The 24845-nt window shown below is 72.0% G+C and carries 20 protein-coding genes; 7 read left to right on the top strand and 13 right to left on the bottom strand.

Annotated features, from left to right (window positions below; translation table 11 throughout):
* Nucleotides 1-5 precede the first annotated feature (5 nt).
* From ABT127_RS02865 to ABT127_RS02875, 3 genes are all read left to right on the top strand, one after another.
* Nucleotides 6-1898 carry a GTP-binding protein gene (locus ABT127_RS02865; RefSeq protein WP_351444119.1) on the top strand — a complete coding sequence of 631 codons (1893 nt, stop codon included), beginning with the start codon at nucleotides 6-8 and terminating at the stop codon, nucleotides 1896-1898.
* Between the two features lie 169 nt (nucleotides 1899-2067).
* A complete protein-coding gene (locus ABT127_RS02870; protein ID WP_351444120.1) occupies nucleotides 2068-2511 on the top strand; it encodes a single-stranded DNA-binding protein in 444 nt (147 codons plus the stop codon).
* Nucleotides 2512-2904: 393 nt separating this feature from the next.
* On the top strand, nucleotides 2905-4329 hold the full coding sequence (locus ABT127_RS02875) for a Cys-Gln thioester bond-forming surface protein (RefSeq protein WP_351444610.1): 1425 nt from the start codon (nucleotides 2905-2907) through the stop codon (nucleotides 4327-4329).
* 40 nt (nucleotides 4330-4369) lie between these two features.
* Here ABT127_RS02875 and ABT127_RS02880 read toward each other — a convergent pair whose 3' ends face one another.
* Nucleotides 4370-5386 carry a pyridoxal-phosphate dependent enzyme gene (locus ABT127_RS02880; protein ID WP_502971616.1) on the bottom strand — a complete coding sequence of 339 codons (1017 nt, stop codon included), beginning with the start codon at nucleotides 5384-5386 and terminating at the stop codon, nucleotides 4370-4372.
* Between the two features lie 279 nt (nucleotides 5387-5665).
* Here ABT127_RS02880 and ettA point away from each other — a divergent pair, with 279 nt between their 5' ends.
* From ettA to ABT127_RS02895, 3 genes are read left to right on the top strand one after another with little or no spacing between them, the layout of a single operon-like run.
* Entirely contained in the window at nucleotides 5666-7330 is a 1665-nt protein-coding gene (gene ettA, locus ABT127_RS02885) for an energy-dependent translational throttle protein EttA (protein WP_351444122.1), read from the top strand.
* Nucleotides 7330-7746 carry an acyl-CoA thioesterase gene (locus tag ABT127_RS02890; RefSeq protein WP_351444123.1) on the top strand — a complete coding sequence of 139 codons (417 nt, stop codon included), beginning with the start codon at nucleotides 7330-7332 and terminating at the stop codon, nucleotides 7744-7746. The genes ettA and ABT127_RS02890 overlap by 1 nt, the downstream gene beginning before the upstream one ends.
* On the top strand, nucleotides 7743-8441 hold the full coding sequence (locus tag ABT127_RS02895; RefSeq protein WP_351444124.1) for a DUF8010 domain-containing protein: 699 nt from the start codon (nucleotides 7743-7745) through the stop codon (nucleotides 8439-8441). Before ABT127_RS02890 ends, ABT127_RS02895 begins: the two co-directional genes overlap by 4 nt.
* Before the next feature lie 21 nt (nucleotides 8442-8462).
* Here the strand turns inward: ABT127_RS02895 and ABT127_RS02900 are convergent, their stop codons facing one another.
* Nucleotides 8463-8867 (bottom strand): globin, encoded by a 405-nt coding sequence (locus tag ABT127_RS02900; RefSeq protein ID WP_351444125.1) that lies wholly within the window; start codon nucleotides 8865-8867, stop codon nucleotides 8463-8465.
* An 83-nt stretch (nucleotides 8868-8950) separates the two neighbouring features.
* On the opposite strand from ABT127_RS02900, the gene ABT127_RS02905 reads away from it, so the two are divergent.
* Nucleotides 8951-9946: a methyltransferase domain-containing protein gene (locus ABT127_RS02905; protein ID WP_351444126.1), complete on the top strand. Its 996-nt coding sequence runs from the start codon at nucleotides 8951-8953 to the stop codon at nucleotides 9944-9946.
* Nucleotides 9947-10091: 145 nt separating this feature from the next.
* On the opposite strand, the gene ABT127_RS02910 is transcribed toward ABT127_RS02905, so the two are convergent.
* The 11 genes from ABT127_RS02910 to ABT127_RS02960 form a co-directional block, all read right to left on the bottom strand.
* Nucleotides 10092-11195, bottom strand: coding sequence for an FHA domain-containing protein (locus ABT127_RS02910; RefSeq protein ID WP_351444127.1), 1104 nt, complete (start codon nucleotides 11193-11195; stop codon nucleotides 10092-10094).
* A 62-nt stretch (nucleotides 11196-11257) separates the two neighbouring features.
* Complete coding sequence (locus ABT127_RS02915; protein ID WP_351444128.1) at nucleotides 11258-12610, bottom strand: vWA domain-containing protein; 1353 nt, start codon at nucleotides 12608-12610, stop codon at nucleotides 11258-11260.
* A 58-nt stretch (nucleotides 12611-12668) separates the two neighbouring features.
* The gene (locus tag ABT127_RS02920) at nucleotides 12669-13910 is read right to left on the bottom strand and encodes a PP2C family protein-serine/threonine phosphatase (RefSeq protein WP_351444129.1); all 1242 of its coding nucleotides are present in this window, start codon (nucleotides 13908-13910) and stop codon (nucleotides 12669-12671) included.
* Between the two features lies 1 nt (nucleotide 13911).
* Nucleotides 13912-16530 (bottom strand): serine/threonine-protein kinase, encoded by a 2619-nt coding sequence (locus ABT127_RS02925; protein WP_502971617.1) that lies wholly within the window; start codon nucleotides 16528-16530, stop codon nucleotides 13912-13914.
* 56 nt (nucleotides 16531-16586) lie between these two features.
* The gene (locus tag ABT127_RS02930) at nucleotides 16587-17888 is read right to left on the bottom strand and encodes a coiled-coil domain-containing protein (RefSeq protein WP_351444130.1); all 1302 of its coding nucleotides are present in this window, start codon (nucleotides 17886-17888) and stop codon (nucleotides 16587-16589) included.
* A 73-nt stretch (nucleotides 17889-17961) separates the two neighbouring features.
* Complete coding sequence (locus ABT127_RS02935; protein ID WP_351444131.1) at nucleotides 17962-19032, bottom strand: glutamate ABC transporter substrate-binding protein; 1071 nt, start codon at nucleotides 19030-19032, stop codon at nucleotides 17962-17964.
* A gap of 14 nt (nucleotides 19033-19046) precedes the next feature.
* Complete coding sequence (locus tag ABT127_RS02940) at nucleotides 19047-20501, bottom strand: GlnX family signal transduction membrane protein (protein WP_351444132.1); 1455 nt, start codon at nucleotides 20499-20501, stop codon at nucleotides 19047-19049.
* A 218-nt stretch (nucleotides 20502-20719) separates the two neighbouring features.
* Complete coding sequence (locus tag ABT127_RS02945; RefSeq protein WP_351444133.1) at nucleotides 20720-21688, bottom strand: N-acetylglucosamine kinase; 969 nt, start codon at nucleotides 21686-21688, stop codon at nucleotides 20720-20722.
* Nucleotides 21685-22950, bottom strand: a complete 1266-nt coding sequence (locus tag ABT127_RS02950) for a 6-phospho-beta-glucosidase (RefSeq protein ID WP_351444134.1) — start codon at nucleotides 22948-22950, stop codon at nucleotides 21685-21687. Before ABT127_RS02950 ends, ABT127_RS02945 begins: the two co-directional genes overlap by 4 nt.
* Nucleotides 22951-22997: 47 nt before the next feature.
* Nucleotides 22998-23900: a carbohydrate ABC transporter permease gene (locus ABT127_RS02955; RefSeq protein WP_351444135.1), complete on the bottom strand. Its 903-nt coding sequence runs from the start codon at nucleotides 23898-23900 to the stop codon at nucleotides 22998-23000.
* 4 nt (nucleotides 23901-23904) lie between these two features.
* Nucleotides 23905-24840: a carbohydrate ABC transporter permease gene (locus ABT127_RS02960; protein WP_351444136.1), complete on the bottom strand. Its 936-nt coding sequence runs from the start codon at nucleotides 24838-24840 to the stop codon at nucleotides 23905-23907.
* Nucleotides 24841-24845 lie beyond the last annotated feature (5 nt).

Below are 24845 nucleotides of genomic sequence, written 5' to 3' on the forward strand. Positions count from 1 at the left end.
GGGCGGTGACCGCCGTCACGGATCACGACACCGAGTACTCCGAACAGCCCCACAGCGGTGGGCCGTCCAAGCATTCCGGCTTTTCCAAGCCTTCCGGCCTGTCCGGGCCGTCCGTCTCCTCCGAGCTCGCCGACCCGTCCGTGCCCTCGGGCCAGTCGGCCGACTCGCCGCCCAAGGCGGGCGCCTGGGACGACGGGCTCATCGCCCGGCGGGCCGCCGGGCAGTCGGGCGATCTGCTGGAGACGGCACCTCCGGCCGGCCCGGGCACGCACGACGACGGAGGGCTGAAGGAGCGACTGGACGCGCTGCGCGAGCTCGTCGGCCTGTCCAGGACCCGCCTCGACGGGCCCACCCTGGCCGAGGCGGGCCGGGTGCTCGACGAGGCCGCCGCCCGGCGCAGGCTCTCCGCGCGGCACACCGTCGTGGCGGTGGCCGGGGCCACGGGGAGCGGGAAGTCGACCCTGTTCAACGCTCTCGCGGGTGTGCCGTTGTCCGAGACCGGGCTGCGCCGGCCGACCACCTCCGCGCCGATCGCGTGCAGTTGGACCGACGGCGCGGCGGGCCTTCTCGACCGGCTCGGCATCCCGGGACGTTCCCGGCGCAGGCCGCTCCAGGGGCAGCACGGCGACACGCCCCTCGACGGGCTCGTGCTCATCGACCTGCCCGACCACGACTCCGCCGCACCCGCCCACCGCGAACAGGTCGACCGGGTGCTCGCCCTCGTGGACGCCGTCATCTGGGTCGTCGATCCCGAGAAGTACGCCGACGCGATGCTGCACGAGCGCTATCTGCGGCCCATGGCCGGGCACGCCGAGGTCATGTTCGTCGTGCTCAATCAGGTCGACCGACTGCCGGGCGACGCCGCCGAACAGGTCCTGGACGACCTGCGGCGCCTCCTCGACGAGGACGGCATCGCGCTCGGCGAGCACGGTGAACCGGGCGCGACCGTGCTGCCGTTGTCCGCGCTGACCGGGGACGGCGTCGGTGACCTGCGCGAGGCTCTGGACCAGTTCGTCGGCGAGCGGCGCGCCGCCGCACGACGGATCGGCGCCGACGTGGACGCGGCGGCGCATCGGCTGCGGCCGGTGTACGCGGCCGGGCGGCAGACCGGGCTGAGCGAGGCCGCCCGCGAGGAGTTCGCCGACCGGCTCGCCGAGGCGGTCGGCGCGGCAGCCGCCGGACAGGCCGCCGAACGCGCCTGGGCGCGCGGCGCGAACAAGGCCTGCGGCACACCGTGGCTCAGGCTCTGGCGGTGGTACGAGGCCCAGCGCGCCGCCACCGCGAGCGCCCCGGCCACCGTGCCGCCTGCCGACGAGGAGGCCACGGCGCGCCAGCGCGTCGAGCACGCGGTACGGGCCGTCGGCGACGCGGCGGCGAGCGGACTGCCCACGGCCTGGGGCCAGGCGGTGCGGGAGGCGGCCACGCGCGGTGCCGAGGGACTGCCCCAGGCGCTCGACGAACTGGCCGTGGCGGCGGGCGGCCCGGACACGGGGGGCCGGCAGTCGGGAACGGCGTCCGGATCCGGTGCGCGGCCGCCGCGCCCGGGGTGGTGGCCGGTCGCGGTGCTCGCGCAGGTGTCCATGACGGTGCTTCAGGTGCTGGGCGGGCTGTGGCTGCTGGGCCAGATCATCGGGATCGTGTCGCCCAACCTCGGGGTGCCCGTGCTGATGATGCTGACCGGCATCGTGGGCGGGCCGTGCGTGGAATGGGCGTGCCGGTTCGCGGCGAAGGGGCCGGCGCGGCGGTACGGGCAGGACGCGGAGCGCCGGTTGCGGGACGCCGCGGCGGCCTGCGGAAGGGCGCGGGTGCTCGATCCCGTCGCGGCGGAGCTGCTGCGGTACCGCGAGGTGCGGGAGCAGTACGTACGGGTGACGGGGATTTCCACAACCGGCAGGTAGGGCACAGGCGGAAGCGGGAGATCGGAGGCGGGGGCAGTCTGGGGATCGCGGTTCGGGAAGGGCCCGGACCGCCGCCGTTGCCAGGTGTGACCAGGTCGCTGACGTGGTCGAGGTGGTCGACGTGGTCGGCCTGGGGCGGTCTTCGGACGATCAGGGGAGGGCGTACGCCATGAACGAGACGCTGCTGACGGTGGTGGGGAATGTCGCGACGACGCCGGTCTACCGGGAGTTGCCGACGGGACCGGTGTCCCGGTTCCGGCTCGCGGTGACCCCGCGCCACTTCGACCGGGTGCGCAACGAATGGGTGGACGGCCACACCAACTTCTTCACGGTGTGGGCCAACGGCCCGCTCGGCGCCAATGTCCAGGGCTCGATCACCATCGGTGAACCGGTCATCGTGCAGGGCCGGTTGAAGGTACGGGACGAGGAACGCGGCGGCCAGCACTGGACGTCGGCCGACATCCAGGCGAGCGCGGTCGGCCACGACCTCTCGCGCGGTACGTCGGCGTTCCGGCGGGCCGCGCGGAGGGCGGCGGGCGCGGGTGCCGGGCATCCGGAGCAACAGGCACTGGACGAGCCGTCGTTCGAGATCGAGCCGCAGCCGGTGAGATGAGGCGTACGGGCAGAGCGCCCGGCGGTACGCCGATGAGGCGTCGGTGATGCACCAGTGATCACCAGTGATGCACCAGCGGTGCGCCGGTGATGTGGCGATAAGCCCACTTCGCAGATGGTTTCGGGGATAACGATTCCGAGTCGGATCGTCGGCCGGGTGACACCTCAAAGAACCGCCACAGCCGACTTCCTTAGGATGCGCAAGGAGTTCCTGGTCTCAAAGGCGCGTCCGAGCGCATCGGAGGCTCCGGAAGTTTCGAGGAACTCAAGAGTCGGCCGCGTCACCCAAGGGTGCTCAGGGTCGCTCGGGTTGGCATTGATTCTGGCGGCGGGACATCACCCCCCAAGCTTCAACGCGTCCTGCCTGAAGGGGAATTACGTGTACTCAGTGTTCATGCGGGCCGCACAGCACGGGCGGTCCACCGCCCGGATCGCCGCGGCGGCCCTGGTGTCGGGGCTCGTGATGGCCGGCGCGATATCCGGTGCTGGCCCGGCCCGAGCGGTCGACGGCGCCCCGGAGCAGAGCGGGGCGAGCGCCGTCATCAGCGGCATGGACACGCACGGGACGGCCGTCGTGCACGAGGACGGGAAGGACGAGCAGGTCTCCGCCGGCCTGTTCCTGATGACCGTCGACGGCGGCGGCATGCTCCAGACGTACTGCGTCGACATCCACAATCCGACACAGACGGACGCCCGGTACCAGGAGACCGCCTGGGGCGGCACCTCACTGGGCGACAACAAGGACGCGGGCAAGATCCGCTGGATCCTGCAGAACTCGTACCCGCAGGTCAACGATCTCGCCGCGCTGGCCCGCAAGGCCGGCACCAAGACCCTCACCGAGCAGGACGCCGCCGCGGGCACCCAGGTCGCCATCTGGCGCTACTCCGACCAGGCCGACGTCGAGGCGGCGAGCCCCGCCGCCGAGAAGCTCGCCGACTATCTGCAGCGCAGCGCGCTGAACCTCGCCGAGCCCAGAGCGTCGCTGACCCTGACGCCGCAGGCGGTCTCCGGGCACCAGGGCGAGCGGGTCGGTCCGGTCACGGTCCGCACCGACGCCGACAGCGTCGGGGTGACACCGCCCGTCGAGGCCGCCGCGGAAGGCGTGCGGATCGTCGACAAGAAGGGCGAGCCGGTCACGTCCGCGGCCGACGGCAGCCGCCTGTACTTCGACATACCCGAGGACGCCGACGCGGGTTCGGCCGCCCTGACCGTGCAGGCCTCGACGACGGTGCCGGTGGGCCGTGCCTTCACCTCCGACACCCGAAGCCAGACGCAGATACTCGCGGGCTCCAGCGAGTCCACGGTCTCCGCGACCGCCACGGCGACCTGGGCGCGGCAGGGCGCCGTCCCGGCCCTCTCCGCGCAGAAGAACTGCGACAAGAGCGGCGTCGACATCACCGTGGCCAACAAGGGCGACGAGCCGTTCACCTTCGAGCTGATGGACGAGCGGTACACGGTCCGGGCCGAGTCGACGCGGACGGTGACGATACCGCTGCAGGAGGACCAGGCCTATGACTTCACGATCGAGGGCCCGCACGGCTTCGAGAAGCGCCTGCGCGGCATCCTCGACTGCCGCACGGCCTCAGCGGTCAACGCCGACGACAACGGCCTGCGCACCCAGACCACGACCCAGCCCAGCCCCGCCTCCGTGGGCGGCACCGGCACCCCCGGCACGGACCTGGCGGAGACCGGCGCGTCGAACGCGACCCCGGTGATCGCGGGCACGGCCATCGTGCTGGTCCTGGTCGGCGGGGCCGCGCTGGTCCTCGTACGCAAGAAGAAGACGCCGGGGGATGGGGAGCCCGGGGAGGGCGAGTGATCTCGCCCGGCATCGAACCCCCTGCGCACCACTAGCCACGTCAGCACAAGCCGAAGCGCTTGGCCCAGATGGCCATGTCGGTGGTCGTGGCGTTGCCGCCGCAGATCACCAGGCCGAGTTCGGCATCCGGGCCGACGCGTGCCACGACCTGGCGGGCTGCTGGCAGCAGGCATCCCGCCGCGGGTTCGGCCCAGACCTTCGCGCGGTCGGCGAGGTCCAGGCTGCCTTGGACGGCCTCGGCGTCGGTCACCGTGAGCACGTCGGTGAGCAGCGCCGAGGCATGTTCGTAGGTGAGCCGGGAGGCGCTGGGCGCGCTGAGCGTCGAGACGATCGAGGACAACTCGACGGGGGTCGGCCGTCCAGCGTCCAGGGCCGCCGACATGGCCCGAGCACCCTCGGTCTCCACGCCCCAGACGCGGATTCCGGGGCGGACCGCGCGCAGTGCGGTGGCGACGCCGGCGGCCAGCGCACCGCCGCCGATGCTCACGAGCACGTCGGTGAGTTGCCCGGCATCCTGTGCGAACTCCAGGCCGACCGTGCCCTGGGCGGCTATGACAACGGGGTCGTCGAAGGGATGGACCAGGATGAGCCCCGCATCCCTGAGCTCGTCGGCCAGAGCGAACGCGCCGTGCATCGTGTCGGTGATGTGGACGGTTGCTCCGGAGGCTTCCGCGGTCTCTCGGGCGGCGGCGGGGGAGGACCGCGGCATCACGACGGTGGCCTTGACGTCCAGCATGCCCGCCATGACTGCCAGCGCGATGCCGTGATTGCCTCCGCTGACCGTGACGACTCCAGCGGCCCGCTCCGACTCGCTGAGAGCGAGCAGCCTCGCGGTCGCGCCCCGAGCCTTGAACGATCCGGTGCGCTGCAGCAGTTCCAGCTTCACGGTGGTCGGCACGCCCAGGAGCGCTGACAACCCGGGACTCGGAACCGTCGGAGTCCGGACGACGTACTCGGCAATCCGCTCGGCTTCCGCTTCCACATCCGCGACAGTGATCAGCACAACCGTCCCCACTCCATATCTCCGAGCACCACGGCCTCCGCGGCAGCACCGCATCACAGTGCTGGGCCGGCGCCGGGGTGTCCAGTGCGCGACGTGCCACGCGCGGCTCCCTCTCGGGCCGCCCTTGGGCCGTGCGGAGTGCCCGAGGGCGACGCAACGCGACGGATCGACTACTGGAGCGCTCGCGGAAGCCCCAGTTCAGGCCCACGGGCCGATACGGGTTTCCGCCCAGCAGTAGCCATGCGGCAAGATGGGGTGTATCTGCCCTCGCGCGGTGGAGCCGCGCTTGCGGGGCCCTTACGCGACCACACTTCGACTGCCGGACGGTTTCTCTTGGCTGAGTTCATCTACACCATGCGCAAGGCGCGCAAGGCGCACGGCGACAAGGTGATCCTCGACGACGTCACCCTGAGCATGTACCCCGGGGCGAAGATCGGCGTTGTCGGACCGAACGGTGCCGGTAAGTCGACCGTCCTGAAGATCATGGCGGGGCTCGAGCAGCCGTCGAACGGTGACGCCTTCCTGTCGCCCGGTTACAGCGTCGGCATCCTCATGCAGGAGCCGATCCTCGACGAGTCGAAGACCGTCCTGGAGAACGTCCAGGACGGCGCCGCCGAGATCATGGGCAAGCTCAAGCGCTTCAACGAGGTGGCCGAGCTGATGGCCACCGACTACAGCGACGAGCTGATGGAGGAGATGGGCAAGCTCCAGGAGGACCTCGACCACGCCAACGCGTGGGACCTCGACGGTCAGCTGGAGCAGGCCATGGACGCCCTGGGCTGCCCGCCTGGCGACTGGCCCGTCACCAACCTCTCCGGTGGTGAGAAGCGTCGCGTGGCGCTCTGCAAGCTGCTCATCGAGGCGCCCGACCTGCTGCTCCTCGACGAGCCCACCAACCACCTCGACGCCGAGTCCGTGAACTGGCTGGAGCAGCACCTGGCCCAGTACAAGGGCACCGTCGTGGCCATCACCCACGACCGGTACTTCCTCGACAACGTCGCCGAGTGGATCCTCGAGCTCGACCGCGGTCGCGCCATCCCCTACGAGGGCAACTACTCCACGTACCTGGAGAAGAAGTCCGAGCGCCTCAAGGTCGAGGGCAAGAAGGACGAGAAGCGGCAGAAGCGACTCAAGGAAGAACTTGAGTGGGTGCGGTCGAACGCCAAGGGGCGCCAGACCAAGTCCAAGTCGCGTCTCGCCCGCTACGAGGAGATGGCGGCCGAGGCCGAGAAGATGCGGAAGCTGGACTTCGAGGAGATCCAGATCCCGCCGGGCCCGCGCCTCGGCAGCATCGTCGTCGAGGTCAAGAACCTCGGCAAGGCCTTCGGCGACAAGGTCCTCATCGACGACCTGAGCTTCACGCTGCCGCGTAACGGCATCGTGGGCGTCATCGGTCCGAACGGCGCCGGTAAGACCACCCTGTTCAAGATGATCCAGGGCCTGGAGACGCCGGACTCCGGTGAGATCAAGGTCGGCGAGACCGTCAAGATCTCGTACGTCGACCAGAACCGCTCCAACATCGACCCGAAGAAGACCCTTTGGGCCGTGGTGAGCGACGAGCTCGACTACATCAACGTCGGTCAGGTCGAGATGCCGTCGCGGGCGTACGTGTCGGCCTTCGGCTTCAAGGGTCCCGACCAGCAGAAGCCGGCCGGTGTGCTCTCCGGTGGTGAGCGCAACCGCCTCAACCTCGCGCTCACCCTCAAGCAGGGCGGCAACCTGCTGCTCCTCGACGAGCCGACGAACGACCTCGACGTCGAGACCCTCAGCTCGCTGGAGAACGCCCTCCTGGAGTTCCCCGGCTGCGCCGTCGTCGTGTCCCACGACCGGTGGTTCCTGGACCGAGTGGCCACGCACATCCTCGCCTACGAGGGTGACTCCAAGTGGTTCTGGTTCGAGGGCAACTTCGAGTCCTACGAGAAGAACAAGGTCGAGCGCCTCGGTGCCGATGCGGCCCGCCCGCACCGTGCCACCTACAAGAAGCTGACCCGCGGCTGATGGCTCGCCACGTATACGCCTGCCCCCTGCGCTGGGCGGACATGGATGCGTACGGCCACGTCAACAATGTGGTCTTTCTTCGGTACCTCGAAGAAGCGCGCATCGACTTCCTGTTCCGCCCGGACAAGGATTTCCAGCAGGGGTCTGTCGTGGCGCGCCATGAGATCGACTACAAGCGGCAGTTGGTCCACCGGCACGCGCCGGTGGCCATCGAGATGTGGGTGACCCAGATAAGGGCCGCTTCCTTCACGCTCGCCTACGAGGTCAAGGACGAGGACGTGGTGTACGTGCGCGCCTCCACGGTCATCGTGCCGTTCGACTTCGAGGCGCAGCGGCCCCGGCGGATCACCGCCGAGGAGAAGGAGTTCCTCGAGGAGTACCGGGACGACAGCGATCCGGAGGCGCTCGCCGCATGAGCAGCGCGCCGGTGTTGTCCTTCGCCGATGCCGGGGAGGCGGCGGATCTCGCCGCCTTCCTCGGCCGGCTGCTGCACTACGACAAGGCGGCCGCCGTCCGGCTGCAGGCCCAGGCCGGCGGGCAGGCGCTCGCCGTGTTCGGGCGGCCGCCGTCGTTCGAGGTGCTGGCGATCCGGACGGCCCGGCTCCTCAAGCCGTACGAGAACGGGATCGACGACGCGCTCGATGTGACCGTGTCCGCCGGCGAGCTGCTCGACTCCGTCGACGAGAGCGGCGCCACGGCGACGGTTCCGGCCGCCGTCACCGGACCGCCCTGGGCCGGAGTACTGCCCCCGCGGGGCGGCTGGCGCCGGGTGGAGGGGTTCCCCGCCGCCGATGAGCTGCGCGGGCTCGTGAAGACCGCCGTGGGGGAATTCCGCACGCGGGTCGAGGAACTGGCGCCCGAGGCGCGCACGCGCGCCGCGCTCGACCGCATCGGGCGGGACATCTGGTCCCGGGAGATCCTCCTGGACGGCGGAGAGTCCGTGCCGGTGCGGGTCGCGCACGCGGCCGTCTCGCTCGGGTTCCTGCGGGGGACCACCGTGGACCTGCTGGCCGCCGGGGCGTGGCTGCGGCTGCGCACCGCCTATGGGTCGGTGGCCGTGCGGCGGGCCGCCACGGACGGGCTCGGCGGCCTGGGCGTCATGCCTGCCTGACGGCTCCCGCCACCCGCACCGTCAGCCCGCCGTGTTCACCATGGATGCCGCCGCGTACGTCAGGTAGTTCCACAGCGTCCGCTCGTGCTCCTCGGACAGACCGAGGCCGTCGACCGCGTCCCGCATGTGCTTCAGCCACGCGTCGTGCGCCGCCCGGTCCACCTGGAACGGCGCGTGCCGCATCCGCAGACGCGGGTGGCCCCGGTTGTCGCTGTACGTGCGCGGGCCGCCCCAGTACTGCATCAGGAACAGGGCGAGGCGCTCCTCGGCCGGGCCCAGGTCCTCCTCGGGGTACATGGGGCGCAGCAGCGGGTCCTGGGCGACGCCCTCGTAGAAGCGGTGCACGAGGCGGCGGAAGGTCTCCTCGCCGCCCACCTGCTCGTAGAAGGTCTGCTCCTGGAGTGTGTCGCGCGGGGTCTCAGTCACCCGTCCATCGTCTCAGACGCGGAGATCCAGGACCTGGGGCGTAGGACCTCGCCGATTCCCGGCGCGGGCCGCACAGTGGTCGTATGGGTACGGAGCGCGTCGGCGCAGCGGGCGGCCTCGCGGGCCTCGCCGGGCGGGCCCGGGCCGGGCTCGTGCGCGAGATCGCCGCGACCGGGGTCTGGGACGGGGATCCGGGGTGGCGGGATGCCTTCGAGCAGGTTCCGCGGCACCTCTTCGTGCCGTACTACTTCGTCGGGGCGCCCGGCGGATGCGAGCGGCTGTGGGGGGAGGACCCCGATCCCGCGCGGCGCGAGCGGTGGCTGCGCGGGGCGTACGCGGATCAGCCGCTGGCCACCCGGCTGCGCGACGGGGAACTCGTCTCCTCCAGCAGCCAGCCGTCCCTCATGGCGAGGATGCTGGCCGACCTCGATGTGCGCGACGGGCACCGGGTGCTGGAGATCGGCGCCGGGACCGGGTACAACGCGGCGCTGCTCGCCCACCGGCTCGGGGACGACGCCGTCACCACCGTCGATCTCGACCCGGAGATCACCGAGTCGGCGCGGGCGCATCTCGCCGCCGCGGGGTACCGGCCCGTCGTCGTCACTGGGGACGGGGCGCGCGGGTGTGCCGAGCGGGCGCCGTTCGACCGGGTGTTGGTGACGTGTGCGCTGCGGGGGGTGCCGGTGGGGTGGCTGGGGCAGTGCCGGGCGGGGGCGCGGATTCTGGCGCCCGTGGGGACCGGGCTGCTGGTGCTCGAGGTGGGGGACGCGGGGTTCGCGCAGGGGCGGTTCCTGGCGGCGCCGGCGTACTTCGTCGCCGTGCGGGGCGAGGGCGGGGCCGGGGGAGGCGTCGGGAGCCTGGGCGGGGTGCCGCTGCGGGCGGCCCGGGACGATGCGTTTCGGTTCGTGCTCGGGCTCAGCGGGGGGCGGGCCGCGGCCCGGGACGTGTTCGCCTGGTGGGAGCGGGAGGGGCGGCCCGGGCGGGAGCGGTTCGGGGTGACCGTGCGCGGGGAGCGGGAGTGGGTGTGGCTGGACGAGCCGGACGGGCCCTGTCTGTGGGATCTGCCCGGTGGGGGCTGAGGCGGGGAGGAGTCGCCCCCGCCGCCCCTTCCCGTCCCGAAACCGGGGCTGCCGCCCCCGGAGCCCCCCGACCCCCGACGTGCTTCGTCGGGTGCCGGTTTCGTCGTGGCTGGGCGCGCAGTTCCCCGCGCCCCTTGCGGGGCTTTCAGCCCCGGTGGATCGTGATCGTGGTCCAAGCGCCCACGTGGACGCGGTCGCCGTCCTGGAGGGGGACCGGGACGAAGGGCTGGATGGGCTCCTCGCCGCCGTTGACCGTCGTGCCGTTCGTCGAGTTCTGGTCGACCACCGCCCAGCTGCCGTCCGGCTGCTGGACCAGGACCGCGTGCTGGTGCGAGACCCCGGGGTCCTCCGGCGGGACCGAGAGGTCGATGTCGGGGGTGTCGCCCGTGGAGTGGCGGCGGCGGCCGATCGAGAGCTGGTTGCCGACCAGGGGGCGCTGCTGCTCCGGGGAGTAGGCGGGCAGGTTCAGGCCCGACGCCTCGGGGCCGCTGCGCTGCATCATCGCCATGAAGTAGTCACGGTCCGGGCCGATCGTGGCCGACCACGTCACATGACCCTGCGACTGCTGGGGCTGCTGCTGGTACGGCGGAGGGGGCTGCTGCTGGTAGCCCTGGTCCGGCGCCGTGGTGGGGGACGGCGGCGGGGAGATCGTCCAGTCGTCACCGCTCGGAGCACCGGGACCGCCAGGACCACCGGGACCACCGGGACCACCGAACGTCCCCGGCTGGACCGGCGGCTGCTGATAGGCCTGCGGGGGGCCCGGAGGGAACGGCGCCGGGCCCGAGGGCTCGCTGCCGAACGGGGCCGGCGGGATCGGCTCGGCCGGGCGGTTCATCTGCGAGGGGCGCGAGCCCTGGTACTCGTACGGGTCCTGGCCGGGACCGGGGCCCTGCGGCGGCTGCTGGAAGCGCATCGCCGGGTTCCCGGGGGCTCCGGGGCCGCCCTGGCCGCCCGACGTGGGCAGCGGCGGGTTCGGCGCCGCCGGGGTGTACGACGTCGCCGTGTTCGTGAGGAAGTTCCAGCGGCACTCCTCGCAGAACGGCGCACCGCCCTCACGCGGCGTACGGCACTGCGGGCACAGCTCGGGCGCGCGCTGCGCCTGGGGCGCCTGCGGCTGCTGCGGCGGGTAGCCGTAGCCGGGGGCCGGGGGCGGCGGCGGAGGCGGGGGTACGGCACCGGCCATGCGGTGACCGCAGACCTCGCACCAGTCGTCGGAACCCGACTGGTGTCCGTTCGGGCAGGTCGGCATGTCGGCGCTTCCCCCTCTCCTTCACGTGCAAGCCCGGGCTTGCCATGGGTGATCTCGGATGGCTATTTCTTGACGCGTACGGTCTTGGTGGAGCGGGTCTCGAGAGTCATCTCGTCGGCCTCCGCGACCTTCGGCTTCAATCGAACAGTACCTTCCGCGGCGTCCACCACGTCCACCACCTTCGAAAGCAGTTTCGCCGTATCGGCGTTTCCGGAGAGCGCCGCGAGCTGCACCGCTCGGCCCAGCTTCGCCGTCGCCCCGTCCGCGTCACCGGCCTTGCGCGCGTCCAGGCCCTGCTGGATCACCTGTGCCAGTTCCGCCTGGCCCGTGTAGTGGGCGACCTGAGGATTGATGGACGTGGACGCCGTCATGTCGTCCGTCCAGACCGCGCGGACCAGCCCCTGCGAGAGGGTCTGGGCCGAGCCGTCCGGCTGCGGGACGATCAGGGAGACGCGGGCGGCCAGCATCTCCTGGCCCAGCTCGGCGGACGGGACCTGGACGCAGACGTGGTAGTCACGGGACTCGTCGCCCCAGGAGCCGGTGGGGTAGTCGCCGGCCCGCGGACCCGCCTCGGTGCGGCGGTCGGTCAACTCCTCCACGGTGGGCGCCACTTGCTTCACGAACTTGATCTCGGAGCCGAGCGGGGTCCACAGCCGCAGCGCCACGTCCGCGACCTCCTTGCCCATCGCCGTCTCCATCATCTGCGTGAAGTCGCCGGCCAGGTGCGCCGGGTCGGCGACGATGTCGGCGGTGCCGAGCAGCGCCGAGGCGATCCCTGTGACTTCCTTCACTTCCCAGTCGGTGCCCACGCCGCGGGCGTCACAGGTGAAGCGGCCCGCGGTCGCGTCGAGGGTCGCCCGCAGGTCCTCCGGCGACTCGTGCTCGTTGCGCCCGTCGGTCAGCAGGATGCCGTGCCGCACCATCGACGCCGACGAGTCCGCCGCGTACAGCAGGCGGTCGGCGAGCCGCAACCAGGTGCCGATCGCCGTGCCGCCGCCCGCGGACAGCTTGCGCAGGGCCTGCTTGGCCTGGTCGCGGGTGGTGGCGCCGGCGACGGCGAGCCGGCCGCCTCCCGGATAGATCTCCTTGGCGACGTGGGTGCCGGCGATCACCGCGAAGTGCACCCCGTCGCGCAGGGTGTCGATCGCGGCGGCCGACGCCTCGCGGGCCCCGCGCATCTTGGTCGGCGGGTAGTCCATCGAACCGGAGCAGTCGACCATCAGCGCGACGGCGGCGTCCACGGCGGTGCCCGAGCCGTACAGGTGCGGCGCGCCCACGGCGCTGCCCACCGTCCCCCCGCCCGTCGCGGTCACCGTGATGATCGCGTTGACCTCCCGGCCCCACTCCGGCAGGTACTCGTTCTGGTACACGTCGACCGAGAACTGCGGAACGGTCGGCTTCGAGAAATTGGCCATGATGACAAGTCCCCCCTGGACAACATCACTTGTGCTTTGAGTGACCCGCGGGCCGGCCTCAGGCCGATCCTGCCCCCTGCCGGGCCCCCGGGAACGGCAGGACCGCCACTGTTACGTTGTCGTGGCCCCCGCCGTCGAGGGCGTGCCCGGTCAGCACCTGCGCGGCGTGCAGCGGGCGCCCGGCGGCGTCGGCGGGCACCGCCCGGGCCATCTCCTCGGCCGACTCCGCGTAGTTCCACAGGCCGTCGGTGCACACCACCACGACACCAGGCCGGTCCGGCTTGAAGGAAGCCGTGTGCGGCTCCAGTTCGTAGGCGTCCGCGCCGAGCCAGCCCGTGATCGCGTGGGCGCGCTCGTCGGCGTACGCCTCCGCCTCGTTCATCAGGCCCGCCGCGACCATCTGCGCGGCCCACGAGTCGTCCTCGGTGAGCCGGGCCGCGGTCGCGGTGCGGTCGTCGGGCACCCAGTAGGCGCGCGAGTCGCCGACCCAGCCGACCACGAGCAGCTCACGGGTGACGATCGAGCCGACGAAGGTGCACGCCGGGGCGTTCTGGTGCGGCTGGTGCTCGCGGGCCGTCGCGGGCTCCTGCGCCAGCGCGTTGACCGCCTCGGCGGCCGTCAGGATCGCCTCGTGCAGGGCCTGCTGCGGGTGGGTGCCGCGCGGCAGGGACTCGTGCAGCGACTCGTTGGCCGCGCGGGTCGCGGCGAGCGAGGCGTCGTCGGGGCGGGTCGCGGACGACACCCCGTCGCAGACCAGCGCGACCACGGCCGGCGACCCGTCGGGCAGCGCGGCCGAGGAGATCACGAACGCGTCCTCGTTGCGGTGGTGGCGCAGGCCCCGGTCGCTGACCGCGGCGACCGCGCCCAACTCCTGCTCCATGTGGTCGCGTTCGCGCGGCTGGGCGTGCCCGCAGTTCTCGCAGTAGCCGTCCGGGTCGACCTGCCCCGCGCGGCAGGCCACGCACAGCTTGGTGCCGGCCGCCGGAGTGGCCGCCTCCAGCTGCTCGGGCGTCGCGGTACGGGGATCGGGGGCGCCGCCGCCGGACTCGATGCCCTCCAGATCGGTCGGCAGGTGCACCGGCGCGGGAGTGTCCGAACTGTCAGGCTCCTGTGCGGCCGGCCACTCGGCGGACCCCTCCGGGGCGGGCGCCATCGTCAGGGTCGGATGGTCGTCCGGCGCCGCCGCCCGCGGCGTCGACGAAAGGTCGTACCCGCAGGCCCCGCAGAAGCGGTCGCTCTCCTCGAGCGGCTCCTCGCAAGCGGGACACACGGCTGTCGACTGGTGCGTCTGCGACATCAACTCACACCCACGTCCGAGGGCGGTAGCGGTTGGCCCGCTCCACCAGTTCGATCCTCTCCTCGCCCCTTGAAGCGAGCCTGGCCAGTGTCCGGTACGAGCGCTCCAGGCCGAGGCGCAGTCCGCGCTCGTCCAGATCGTTGCCGAGCACCACCGCGCCTGCGGGGCCTGCCGGCTGACCGGAACCCTGCCTACCGGAGAGTACCCAGTCGAGCGCGGTACCGAGGACCTCGGTGGACAACTGCTCGCGGCGCACCGCGTCGAGGCCGAACGCGTCGAGCGCCTCGACCTGCCCCGCGGCGGCCGTCAGGTCGCCCAGCAGCGGGTCGCCGTTGGCGGAGACCGGGGCCTCCGCGATCCGTCCGCGCAGGCGGGCCCGGACCGCGGCGACCCGGGCCGCCGTGTAGTGGATGGAGGACTCCGGCACCGACTCCAGGGTGCGCACCGAGCCCGCCCGGTCCCCGGCGGCGAGCTGTACGCGGGCCAGGCCGAACGCGGCGCTGACATAGCTGGGGTCGGTGGTCCAGACGAGGCGGTAGTACTCCGCCGCGTTGTCCAGCTGGCCCAGGACCTCCGCGCAGACGCCGAGCGCCAGCTTGGGCGCGGGCTCGCCGGGGAACGCGTCGTAGATCGCGTCGAACGACAGTGCCGCGTTCGCGTGGTCGCCGACCGAGAGCGCGGCCACGCCCCGGTACCAGACCACCCGCCAGTCGTCGGGGTGGTCGGACTCCAGGGCGGCCAGGCCCCGGCCCGCGGCGTCGAGGTCGCCCATCTCCAGGCGGGCCCGCAGCTCGCGCAGGCGCAGTTCGAGGGAGCCGGTGGGCGCCGCGTGCAGGGCGGTGATCAGCTCGGCGGGCGCGGAGGTCATCAGGCCGGCGAGGAACCCCGCGTTCGGATCGTTCGGGTCGACCCGGGGGACCGGCAGGGCCAGCGCGGTGGTGACCGCCTGGAGCGGTCTGACCAGCGCCGAGGGGGACGGCGGCAGCGCGGGATGCGCGGGCGCCCCGTTCAGCGCGCTCTGCCTGCCGCGCCGGGCCCGTACGGGGACCTCGCGCACGCCGAGACGCGACACGTCGGTGTCGAGCCGGCCGAACAACTCCGTGTCGGTGACCTTCACTTCCGGCCCGAAGAGCGTCGACAGGGCCGGGCGCGGCTTGCTCGTCTGGAGCGCGACGACCTCGCGCAGGACGCCGGTCAGCTGCTCCGCCATCTCCTGCGCGGAGGCGAAGCGGCGGGCCGGATCCGGGTCGGTGGCGCGCACCAGGAGCCGGTAGAAGGACTCGTAGCGGCGGAAGACCTCGATGTTGCCGGGGTCGGGCAGCGAGTCCGCGAAGACGTTCGTGTAGCCCTGGAAGTCGAAGGTGAGCAGGGCCAGGGTGCGGGCCACCGTGTACAGGTCGGAGGCGACCGACGGGCCGACCTCGGCGACCTCGGGCGCCTGGAAGCCGACCGTGCCGTAGATCGCCGACTCGGTGTCGTCCATCCGCCGGACCGCGCCCATGTCGATCAGCTTGAGCTGGTCCTCGGTCTGGATCGCGTTGTCGACCTTGAAGTCGCAGTACAGGAGATTGCGGCTGTGCAGGTGCCCGAGCGCCTCCAGCGCCTCGATGCCGTACGCGCACGCCTGCTCGACCGGCAGCGGGTCCCGCCGGCCCTCCGGGGTGCGCCGCTCGTTGGCGATCTCCTTCAGCGACTTGCCGCCCACGTACTCCATGACGATGTAGCCGTCCATGGAGCCGGTGCGCTGGTCGAGGTGCTCGACGAAGTTGTAGATCCGGACGATGTTCGAGTGCTCGATCTCCGCGAGGAAGCGGCGCTCCGAGATCGCCGCCGCCATCGCGTCCTGGTCACCGGTGTCGAGCAGGCCCTTGAGGACCACCCAGCGGTCGGAGACGGCACGGTCGACGGCGAGGTAGACCCAGCCGAGACCGCCGTGCGCCAGACAGCCGGCGACCTCGTACTGGCCGTGCACGACGTCGCCCGTGTCCAGCTTCGGCACGAAGGAGTACGGGTGCCCGCACTTGGTGCAGAAGCCCTCGGTGCGGCCCTTCCGCTCCCCGCGCGAGCGGCCCACCGGCGCCCCGCAGTCCGAGCGCGAGCAGAATCGCTTCCGCTCGGGGACCTCGGGGTGCTCCTGGACCATCGCGCGCGGGTCGGGCCGCGGCACGTCGGGCACCCGGACGAGCCCGGCGCCGAGCCGCGCCCGGCCCGAACTGCTCGCGCTCGCACCCGAACTGCGCACCGAGACGGACCGCGAGGTCGACGTCCCGGACAGCGAACGCGACAGCCGCCCCGAGACCGACCGGCGCGACTGCGAGGACCGCGACGACGTGCGCGTCGACCGGGCCGACGACCGGGAGCTTGACCGGGAACTCTGCGAACCGCGCGCGCCGCCGCCCGCGATCCCGGTCGGCGGCGACGACACCATCCCGGTCGGGGAGACGACCGGGGCGAGCCCGCAGGTGTCGCAGTACAGCTCGCCGCCGCCCATGTCCGCGTAGGAGCCGCCGCAGCCGGGCCGCTGGCAGGCGCCGGGGCGCGCGGCCGGTCCGGCGCCGGGCGCCGCCGCGGGCGCGGCCTGCGGCTTCAGCCCGCAGGTGTCGCAGTACAGCTCCCCGCCCATGTTCTCGTACTGGCCCGGGCAACCGGGCCGCGTGCATCTCTGAGCCCCCGCCACGACTAGGACTCCCCCCTCTGGTCCGTGGGCGCGGCCAGTACGTCCGCCGCCGCCCTCTGATACCGCAGCACCGCCGACTCCGCCGCCCGCAGGTCGCAGGGGGCGCTCCACAGCATGCGGCGCGCCGCGTCGTACCGCTCGACGAGCATCGGGTCCTCGGCGAACCCGAGCCGGGCCACCTTCGCCTTGTACGCGTCGAGCCGGCCGCGCAGCTCCGCGCGGACGGCCAGCGGAGCGGTCACCGCGGTCAACGACTCGCGGGCGCGCAGCAGTTCGTCCTCCGCCTTCGTCTCCAGCGACTCCAGCAGCGGCGAGAGCCGGTTCCACTGGCCGTGCCTGCGGTACTCGGCCGCCGTCGCCAGCTGCTCCTGGAGCACGGTCGGCGGGCCCGACACGGCCGGCACCTCCGACGCGGCGATCTTCGCCAGCACCTCGCCGCGCGCCGACCGCGCCTCGGCGAGCGTGCGGTCCGCGCGCGAGAGCACGTCCCGCAGCCGGCCGAGCCGCGCCTCCGCGTCCTGCCGGACGGTGAGCACGGCGTCGATCTCGCGCCGCACGTCCTCGATGGCGCGCGCCTCCCGGTCGTACGCGGTGGTGTCCGGGCGGCCGCCGCCGGGCGCCGAACTGCCGTGCGCCTTCTGCCAGTACGCCAGCGGGTCGGAGACCACTTCCTCGCGCAGCCGGGTCAGCACGGCGGTGATCCGCTCCAGGTCGTCACCGGCCGGGTGCTCGCCGGGACGGACGCCGACGGAGTGCGCGAGCTGCCGGGTGCGGGCCAGCTCGGCGGCGAGCAGGTCTATCCGGGCGGGCAGCGCCGACCACACCGCGTCGGCGGCCACCACCATGTCGAGCGACGACGCGTACAGGTCGTTCATCCGCGCCACGAGCGCGGCCAGCGTGAACTGTTCGGCGAGCTTCGCCGGGCCGGTGATCGTCGGCGACAGGCCGTCCGTGCTCGCGCCGGAGGCGACGGTGACGCTCTCGCCGCGCAGCAGGTCGGTCAGCGCCGTCAGATCGTCCCGGCTGGGCCAGCGGCGCTGGGCGCGGATCTCGTGGGCGGTGCGCAGGGCGCCCGCGTACGCGTCGAAGTACGCCCAGAGCAGGGTGATCGCCTGCTCGGCCGACGACCAGCGCTCCCGGGTCGTCCCGGTCAGCTGAGCGCCTTCGAGCAGGCGGCGGCCCGCGTGGTCCTGGAGTGCGAGCAGCGACGTCTCGATGGCCTCGTGCTCGGCGCCGAGGCGGGCCAGGGCACGGTCCACCTCGTCCCGGTCCATCACCGGACCAGGGGGTCCCGCGACGCCCATCGATCACCTCTCCGCTTGTCTCGACTGCGCTGTGCGTGCTCTGTGCTCTGTGCTGAGTGTGCTGGGTGGAGTGTCACTTGTACTTCGGCGCGGGCGGTCCCGACGACGGGCCGAGGGCGGCCTCCAGCCACTTGTCGTAGGACTTCTGCCAGCCGCTGCCCTTGCCGCCCGCGCGGTAGTCCTCCAGCACCTGGTTGACCCGGCGCACCAGGTCGTCGGAGCCCTTCTTCATGGCCACGCCGTAGTACTCCGTGGTGAACGGCTCGCCCTTCAGCTCCACCGTCGGGTCCTGCGCGGCCTGGCTCGCGGCGAGGGCGCCGTCGGTCACCACCGCGTCGACCTCGCCGAGCTGGAGGCGCACCAGGCAGTCCAGCTGGTTCGGCACCGTCGTGGCGATGTCGGTGCTGCGCGGGATGTCGCCCTTGTCGCGGCCGTCGTCGAGCGCCGTCTCCGCCGTCGAGCCCTTCGCCGTGCAGATCCGCTTGCCGCCCAGCGACTTGTCGTAGCCGGTGATGTCCGAGGCGCGCGGGGCGAGGACCTGCTGGCCGGTCTGGAAGTACGCGGTGGAGAAGTCGACGTCGTTCAGGCGGTCGCAGCTGATGGTCATCGTGCGGACCACCATGTCGACCTGGCCGCTCTTGATCGCCGGGATGCGCTGGTTGGTGGGGATGGCGCGGAACCGGATCGCGTCGGGGTCGCCGAGGATCTCGCCGGCGATCTCGTGCGCGAGGTCGATGTCGAAGCCCTCCAGCTCGCTGGTCTTCTCGCTCGCCGAACCGGACGAGTCCAGGCCCTTGTTGGGATCGCGGTAGCCCCAGCGGAAGCTGTTCTGGTCGACGCCGACCGACAGGTAGCCGCGCGTCTTGATGGCCTTCACGGCCGTGCCGTTCTGGTCGCCCTTCGGGTCGAGGCTGCGCTCCGGCTCGTGCCCCTTCTCCGTCGGCGAGCAGTCGTCGGCCCTGGTCTGCAGCCCCTCGGCCACGCCGCCCGAGCCGAGGCCCGTGCTGCCGTCGCCGCTCGCCGTGTGCGACAGGGGGAGCAGCACCGTGAACACCGCCACGAGGGCGCAGGCGACCGCGGCGGCCATCGCCGCGACGCCGCCCCAGCCGCGCAGACTCACCCTGCGCGCGTCTCGCTCGTCCATCACCGCACCCCCTCTCACCGGTACTCCGAAAGCCTGCGCCCGATGCCCAGCACCGCGCCCACCGCCGCGAGCACCGCGAGGACCGCCGCGCCGACCGACAGGCCGGTCATCGCGTCGCGGCCGCCGGTGGCGTCCGACGTGAACTGCGCCTGCTCGTGCACCAGAGCCCGGTCGAGACTCTGGTCCACCAGATCGAAGCACTCGCCCGTCGGTTTGTCGTCCTTGGAGCCGATGATCTTGTCGAGGGCGCCCTGATAGTTACCGGAATCGTCCTGCTTGCGCGCTTCGGTGTGACGGTTGCGCCACTCCAGCATGGCGCTGTTCGCCTTGTTCACCGGCGCCTCGCCGGACGCGTCGCCCTCGGCGAGGGCGTCCGCCGCCTTCAGTCTGGTCGCCAGCGTCGTCATCTGCTTCTGGAAGTCGACGTCGTACTTGTCCTTGACCTCGCTGCCCACGGTCACCGTCTCGGCGCCGCGGCTGACCAGCGTCAGGTTCTCGTTGCCCCGCGCCTTCAGGGAGGCGATGCTCGCGTCGTGCAGCACGTTCAGCGACCGGACGCCCTGGTCGTACGAGGCGTTGAGCCCGCTGCGGGCCACCGTGTGCCCGACCACCAGCCACAGCAGCACGACGGTGGAGGCCGCCGTGGCCGCGAGCAGGCCGTGGTTGAACACCCGGTTCGTCAGCCGGTAGTTGCGCCGCTGCGCCCAGGCGAGGCCGGCGAGGGCGATGACGCCGAGCGCGATCGCGATCCAGGGGTAGGGGGTCGCCGCGTCGTAGTCGTCGCGGAGCCGCTGGTTCTCCTTCGTGTACAGGTCCTCGGCGGCGGGGAGCATCTCGGTCTGCATCTTCTCGTTCGCGTACCGCAGATACGCGCCGCCCAGCGGGTAGCCCTGCCGGTTGTTGGCGCGGGCGCGCTCGATGAGGCCCTTGTACTCGGGCAGCAGCTTGTTGAGCTTGGCGATCGTGGCGGCCGAGGGGGTGCCCGGGTCGGTGCTGGCCGCGGCCGTGACGAGCTTGGCGGCGGCGGTGCGGATGTCCTTCTCGTACCGGTCGCGGACCGCCGCCGTCTCCTGGCCGCCGGCCAGGAAGCCGCTGGACGCCGTGGTGTTGGCGTCGGCGAGGGAGCGGTAGATGTCGGCTGCGTCGGCGCTCAGCGGCTGGCTGGAGTGCAGCACGTCGTCGGCCGCCGTCGAACGGTCCGTCATCTGCCAGGCCGTCGTGGCGCCGAACGCGATGACGAGCAGCGCCAGTATCGCGCCGATGATGCGCAGCCGCCCCGGCTCGGTGGTGGCCGCCGACTTCAGGCGCTCGATGCCCTCGGCCCAGGCGGTGCGGCGGGGCTCCGCCGGGGGCGGGGCGACGGGTGCCGGTGGTGTGGTGCCGCGGGTCTGCTGCGGCGGGACCGGCGGCATCGTGGGCAGCGCGGTGTGGGCCGGCGGCGCGGTGCTTCCGTTCGGCGGGTATGTCACTTCGACCCTCCCCCATGGTCGTGCGTCGGCGGTAAGTATCGCTGCCGCGACTGACATCCGCACAGGCATTGACTCGATCTTGTTTGCGAGCCCTGCATTTGAACACGTGTCGGGGGTGGGTTCGGTTCCCTGGTCGGGCGGGTGCGGGTCGAGTGTGGCTGGTCGCGCAGTTCCCCGCGCCCCTGGAGCGGGCTTCGCTCGTCCAGGGGCGTCAGGTCCTACTGCGCGTAGTGGGCCCGTACCTTCGCGTGGATCGACGGGGGTGCGCCCACCGTGTCGAGGCCCAGGAGGGCGGCGCCCAGGACCGGGCGTTCCGAGACGACCCGGGGTTCGGCCTTCGGGGCGCGGGCGGCCAGCGATTCACGGATCCGGGTGTCCAGTTGCGGGTGGCGTGCGGCCAGCACGCTGCCGCCCAGCAGCACCGGCACCTCGGCCTCCAGCAGGTCCAGCCTGCGCAGCGCCACCGTCGACATGGCCACGACCTCGTCGGCCATCCGGTCCACGAGGGCCCGGGCCACCGGATCCCCGGCCGCCGCCGTGGCGAACAGCACCGGCGCGCACTCGTGCCGCCGCTCCACCGGGATCCGGCCCAGGTGCAGCGCCTCGATCAGCGCGTACATGGAGTCCAGACCGAAGTGCGCCGGCAGGTCCCGCATCAGGGCCGTCGGCTCGCCCCGCCCGTCCTCGGCGCGCGCCGCGAACCAGAGGGCCTCCTCGGCGAGGCCCCCGCCGCCGCCCCAGTCACCGGAGATCTTGCCGATGGCGGGGAAGCGGGCGGTGCGGCCGTCGGGCAGCATGCCCGCGCAGTTGACGCCCGCGCCGCAGACGACGGCGACCCCGCGCGGCTCGGCGTCCTCCAGGAGTCCGGCGCGCAGCACGGCGAAGGTGTCGTTGCGGACGTCCACGCCGGACGACCAGCCCCGCGCCCGCAGCGCCGCCGCCAGCTCCTGCTCCTCCACGGGCAGGTCGGCGTTGGCCAGGCAGGCGGACACATGGTCCACCGAGTCGAGCCCCGCCTCGGCGAGCGCCCGGCCGACCGCCTCCGCGAGCACGTCCACGGCGGCCTCGACCCCCACGCGCGGCGGCTGGAACCCGCCGCCGCGGGCCGCGCCGACGACAGTGCCGTCGGCCGCGACCACCGCGACGTCGGTCTTGCTGTTTCCCGCGTCCACGGCAAGGACGGTCATGCCCACGCGAGGTGCTCCCGGTTGTGCGCGATCAGCTGGTCGGTGAGCTGCTCGGCGTACTCGATCTGGCCCACCAGCGGGTGCGCGAGCAGCGCCTTGAAGACGCGGTCCCGGCCGCCGCGCAGGGCGGCCTCCAGGGCCAGGTCCTCGTACGCGGTCACGTTGGCGATGAGTCCGGCGTACAGCGGGTCGAGCCGCGGCACGGGCAGCGGGCGCGCGCCCTTGCCGTCGACGGCCGCCTGCACCTCGATGACGGCGTCGTCGGGGAGGAAGGGCAGCGTGCCGTTGTTGCGGGTGTTGACGACCTGGTACGGCGAACCGCCGCTGCCCAGCAGCGACGCGGCGAGGTCGACCGCCGCCTCGCTGTAGAACGCGCCGCCGCGCTTGGCGAGCAGCTCGGGCTTCTCGTCGAGCGTCGGGTCGCCGTACATCCGCAGCAGCTCGCGCTCCATCTCGGCGACCTGGGCGGCCCGGGACGGCTTCGTGCGCAGCTCCCGCACGACCGCGTCGTGCTGGTAGTAGTAGCGCAGGTAGTAGGACGGCACGACGCCCAGGCGGTCGACGATCGCGCGCGGCATGTGCAGGTCGTCGGCGACCGCGTCACCGTGCTCGGCCAGCAGCCGCGGCAGCACGTTCTCACCCTCCGGGCCGCCCAGGCGCACGCCCAGCTCCCAGGTGAGGTGGTTGAGGCCGACGTGGTCCAGGTGGACCTGCGAGGGGGCCACGTCGAGCAGCTTCGCGAACTTGCGCTGGAAGCCGATCGCCACGTTGCACAGGCCGATCGCCTTGTGCCCGGCCTGGAGCAGGGCCCGGGTCACGATGCCCACCGGGTTGGTGAAGTCGATGATCCAGGCGTCCGGGTTGGTCCGGCGCACCCGCTCGGCGATGTCGAGCACGACGGGGACCGTGCGCAGCGCCTTCGCGAGGCCGCCGGCGCCGGTGGTCTCCTGGCCGACACAGCCGCACTCCAGCGGCCAGGTCTCGTCCTGGTTGCGGGCGGCCTGCCCGCCGACGCGCAGCTGGAGCAGGACCGCGTCGGCGTCCGCGACGCCCGCGTCCACGTCGGACGTGGTGCGGATGACGCCGGGGTGCCCCTGCTTGGCGAAGATGCGGCGGGCGAGGCCGCCGACCAGCTCCAGGCGGTCGGCCGCCGGGTCGACGAGGACGAGCTCCTCGATCGGCAGGGTGTCCCTCAACCGCGCGAATCCGTCGATGAGTTCGGGCGTGTAGGTCGACCCTCCGCCGACCACTGCGAGCTTCATAACCGAATTTCCGTCCTCAGCTCTTGAGAGCCGTTCTTGAGAGCCGTTCAGCCCTTGACACCGGTGAGGGTGACGCCTTCCACGAAGGCTTTCTGTGCGAAGAAGAAGACGATGCAGACCGGCGCCATCACCAGAAGGGTCGCCGCCATCGTCAGGTTCCAGTTGACACTGTGCGCGGACTTGAAGGATTCGAGTCCGTAACTGAGCGTCCAGGAAGCCGGGTTCTGGGCCGCGTAGATCTGCGGCCCGAAGTAGTCGTTCCAGCAGTAGAAGAACTGGAAGAGCGCGATCGCGGCGATGCCCGGCTTGGCCATCGGCACCACGATCCTGAGCAGGGTCCGCAGCTCGCCGCAGCCGTCGACCCGCGCCGACTCGATGTACTCCTTCGGGATCGTCAGCAGGAACTGACGCAGCAGGAAGATCGAGTACGCGTCGCCGAACGCCATCGGGATGATCAGCGGCCACAGCGTGCCGGAGAGGTGGAACTGCTGGGCCCACACCAGGTACATCGGGATCACGATGACCTGCGGCGGCAGCATCATCGTCGAGATGACGAGGATCATCGCCGTGCGGCGGCCGCGGAAGCGGAACTTCGCGAGTGCGTAGGCCACGGGGATCGCCGAGCAGACCGTGAAGAGGGTGCCCACGACCGCGTAGAAGATCGAGTTCCGCCACCAGTCGAGGAACCCGTCGGTCTCGAAGACGGCCTTGTAGTTCTCCCAGTGCCACGAGTTCGGCCACAGGTCGCCGCTCATCGCCTGGTCGTCGGCCATCACCGAGGTGAGGAAGACGAACACGAAGGGGAGGACGAACAGCAGCGCGACGGCGATCGCGACGCTGTGCACGGCGATCCAGTTCAGGATCTCCTTGCGGCGCGGCCGGGCGGGCTCCGTGCCTCTGGCGGCGGGGGCGTCGGCGCTCGCCGCCGGACGCAGGGTGGTGGTGGTCATGGGATCAGTCCTCCGCCGAGAGCAGGCCCGAGCGCTTGCGCATGAGCAGCATGGTCACGGCCATCGCGATGACGAACAGGACGAGCGAGAGCACGCACGCGGCGCCGGTGTTGAAGTTCTGGAAGCCCATCGAGTAGACGAGCTGGGGGACCGTGAGGGTCGAGTGGTCCGGGTAGCCGGGCTGGATCACCGAGCCGGGGCCGATGGAGACGCCGGAGGCGATCTTCCCGGCGACCAGGGCCTGTGTGTAGTACTGCATGGTCTGCACGACACCGGTCACGACCGCGAACATCACGATCGGGGTGATCGAGGGCCAGGTCACGTACCGGAACTTGGTGAACGGGCCGGCGCCGTCGAGTTCGGCGGCCTCGTACTGCTCCTTCGGTACGTCGAGCAGCGCGGCCATGAAGATGACCATGAGGTCGCCGATGCCCCACAGGGAGAGCAGGACGAGGGACGGCTTGGCCCAGGTGGGGTCGTTGAACCAGTTCGGGCCGTCGATGCCGATCTTCGCCAGGAGCTCGTTGACCGGTCCGGTCGACGGGTTGAGCAGGAAGACGAAGGCGACGGTGGCCGCCACCGGGGGCGCCAGGTACGGCAGGTAGAAGGCGGTCCGGAAGAAGCCGACGCCGCTCTTGATCTTCGTGACGAGCAGGCCGAGCGAGAGCCCGAAGACCACCCGCAGCGCCACCATGACCACGACCAGCCACAGCGTGTTCCACAGGGCCGGGCCGAACAGCGGCATGTCCTGGAACACGTACTTCCAGTTCCGCAGCCCCACGAACGTGGGCGCCTTGATCTGGTTGTAGTGCATGAACGAGAAGTAGACGGTGGCGAGCAGCGGGTAGGCGAAGAAGACGCTGAACCCGATCAGCCAGGGGGACAGGAAGCCCAGGGTGCGCAGTCTGCGCCGCGCGGGCCGGGAGAGTGCGATTGCCATGCGCG

Source organism: Streptomyces sp. NPDC001904, from assembly GCF_040297005.1.
Taxonomy (GTDB): Bacteria; Actinomycetota; Actinomycetes; order Streptomycetales; family Streptomycetaceae; genus Streptomyces.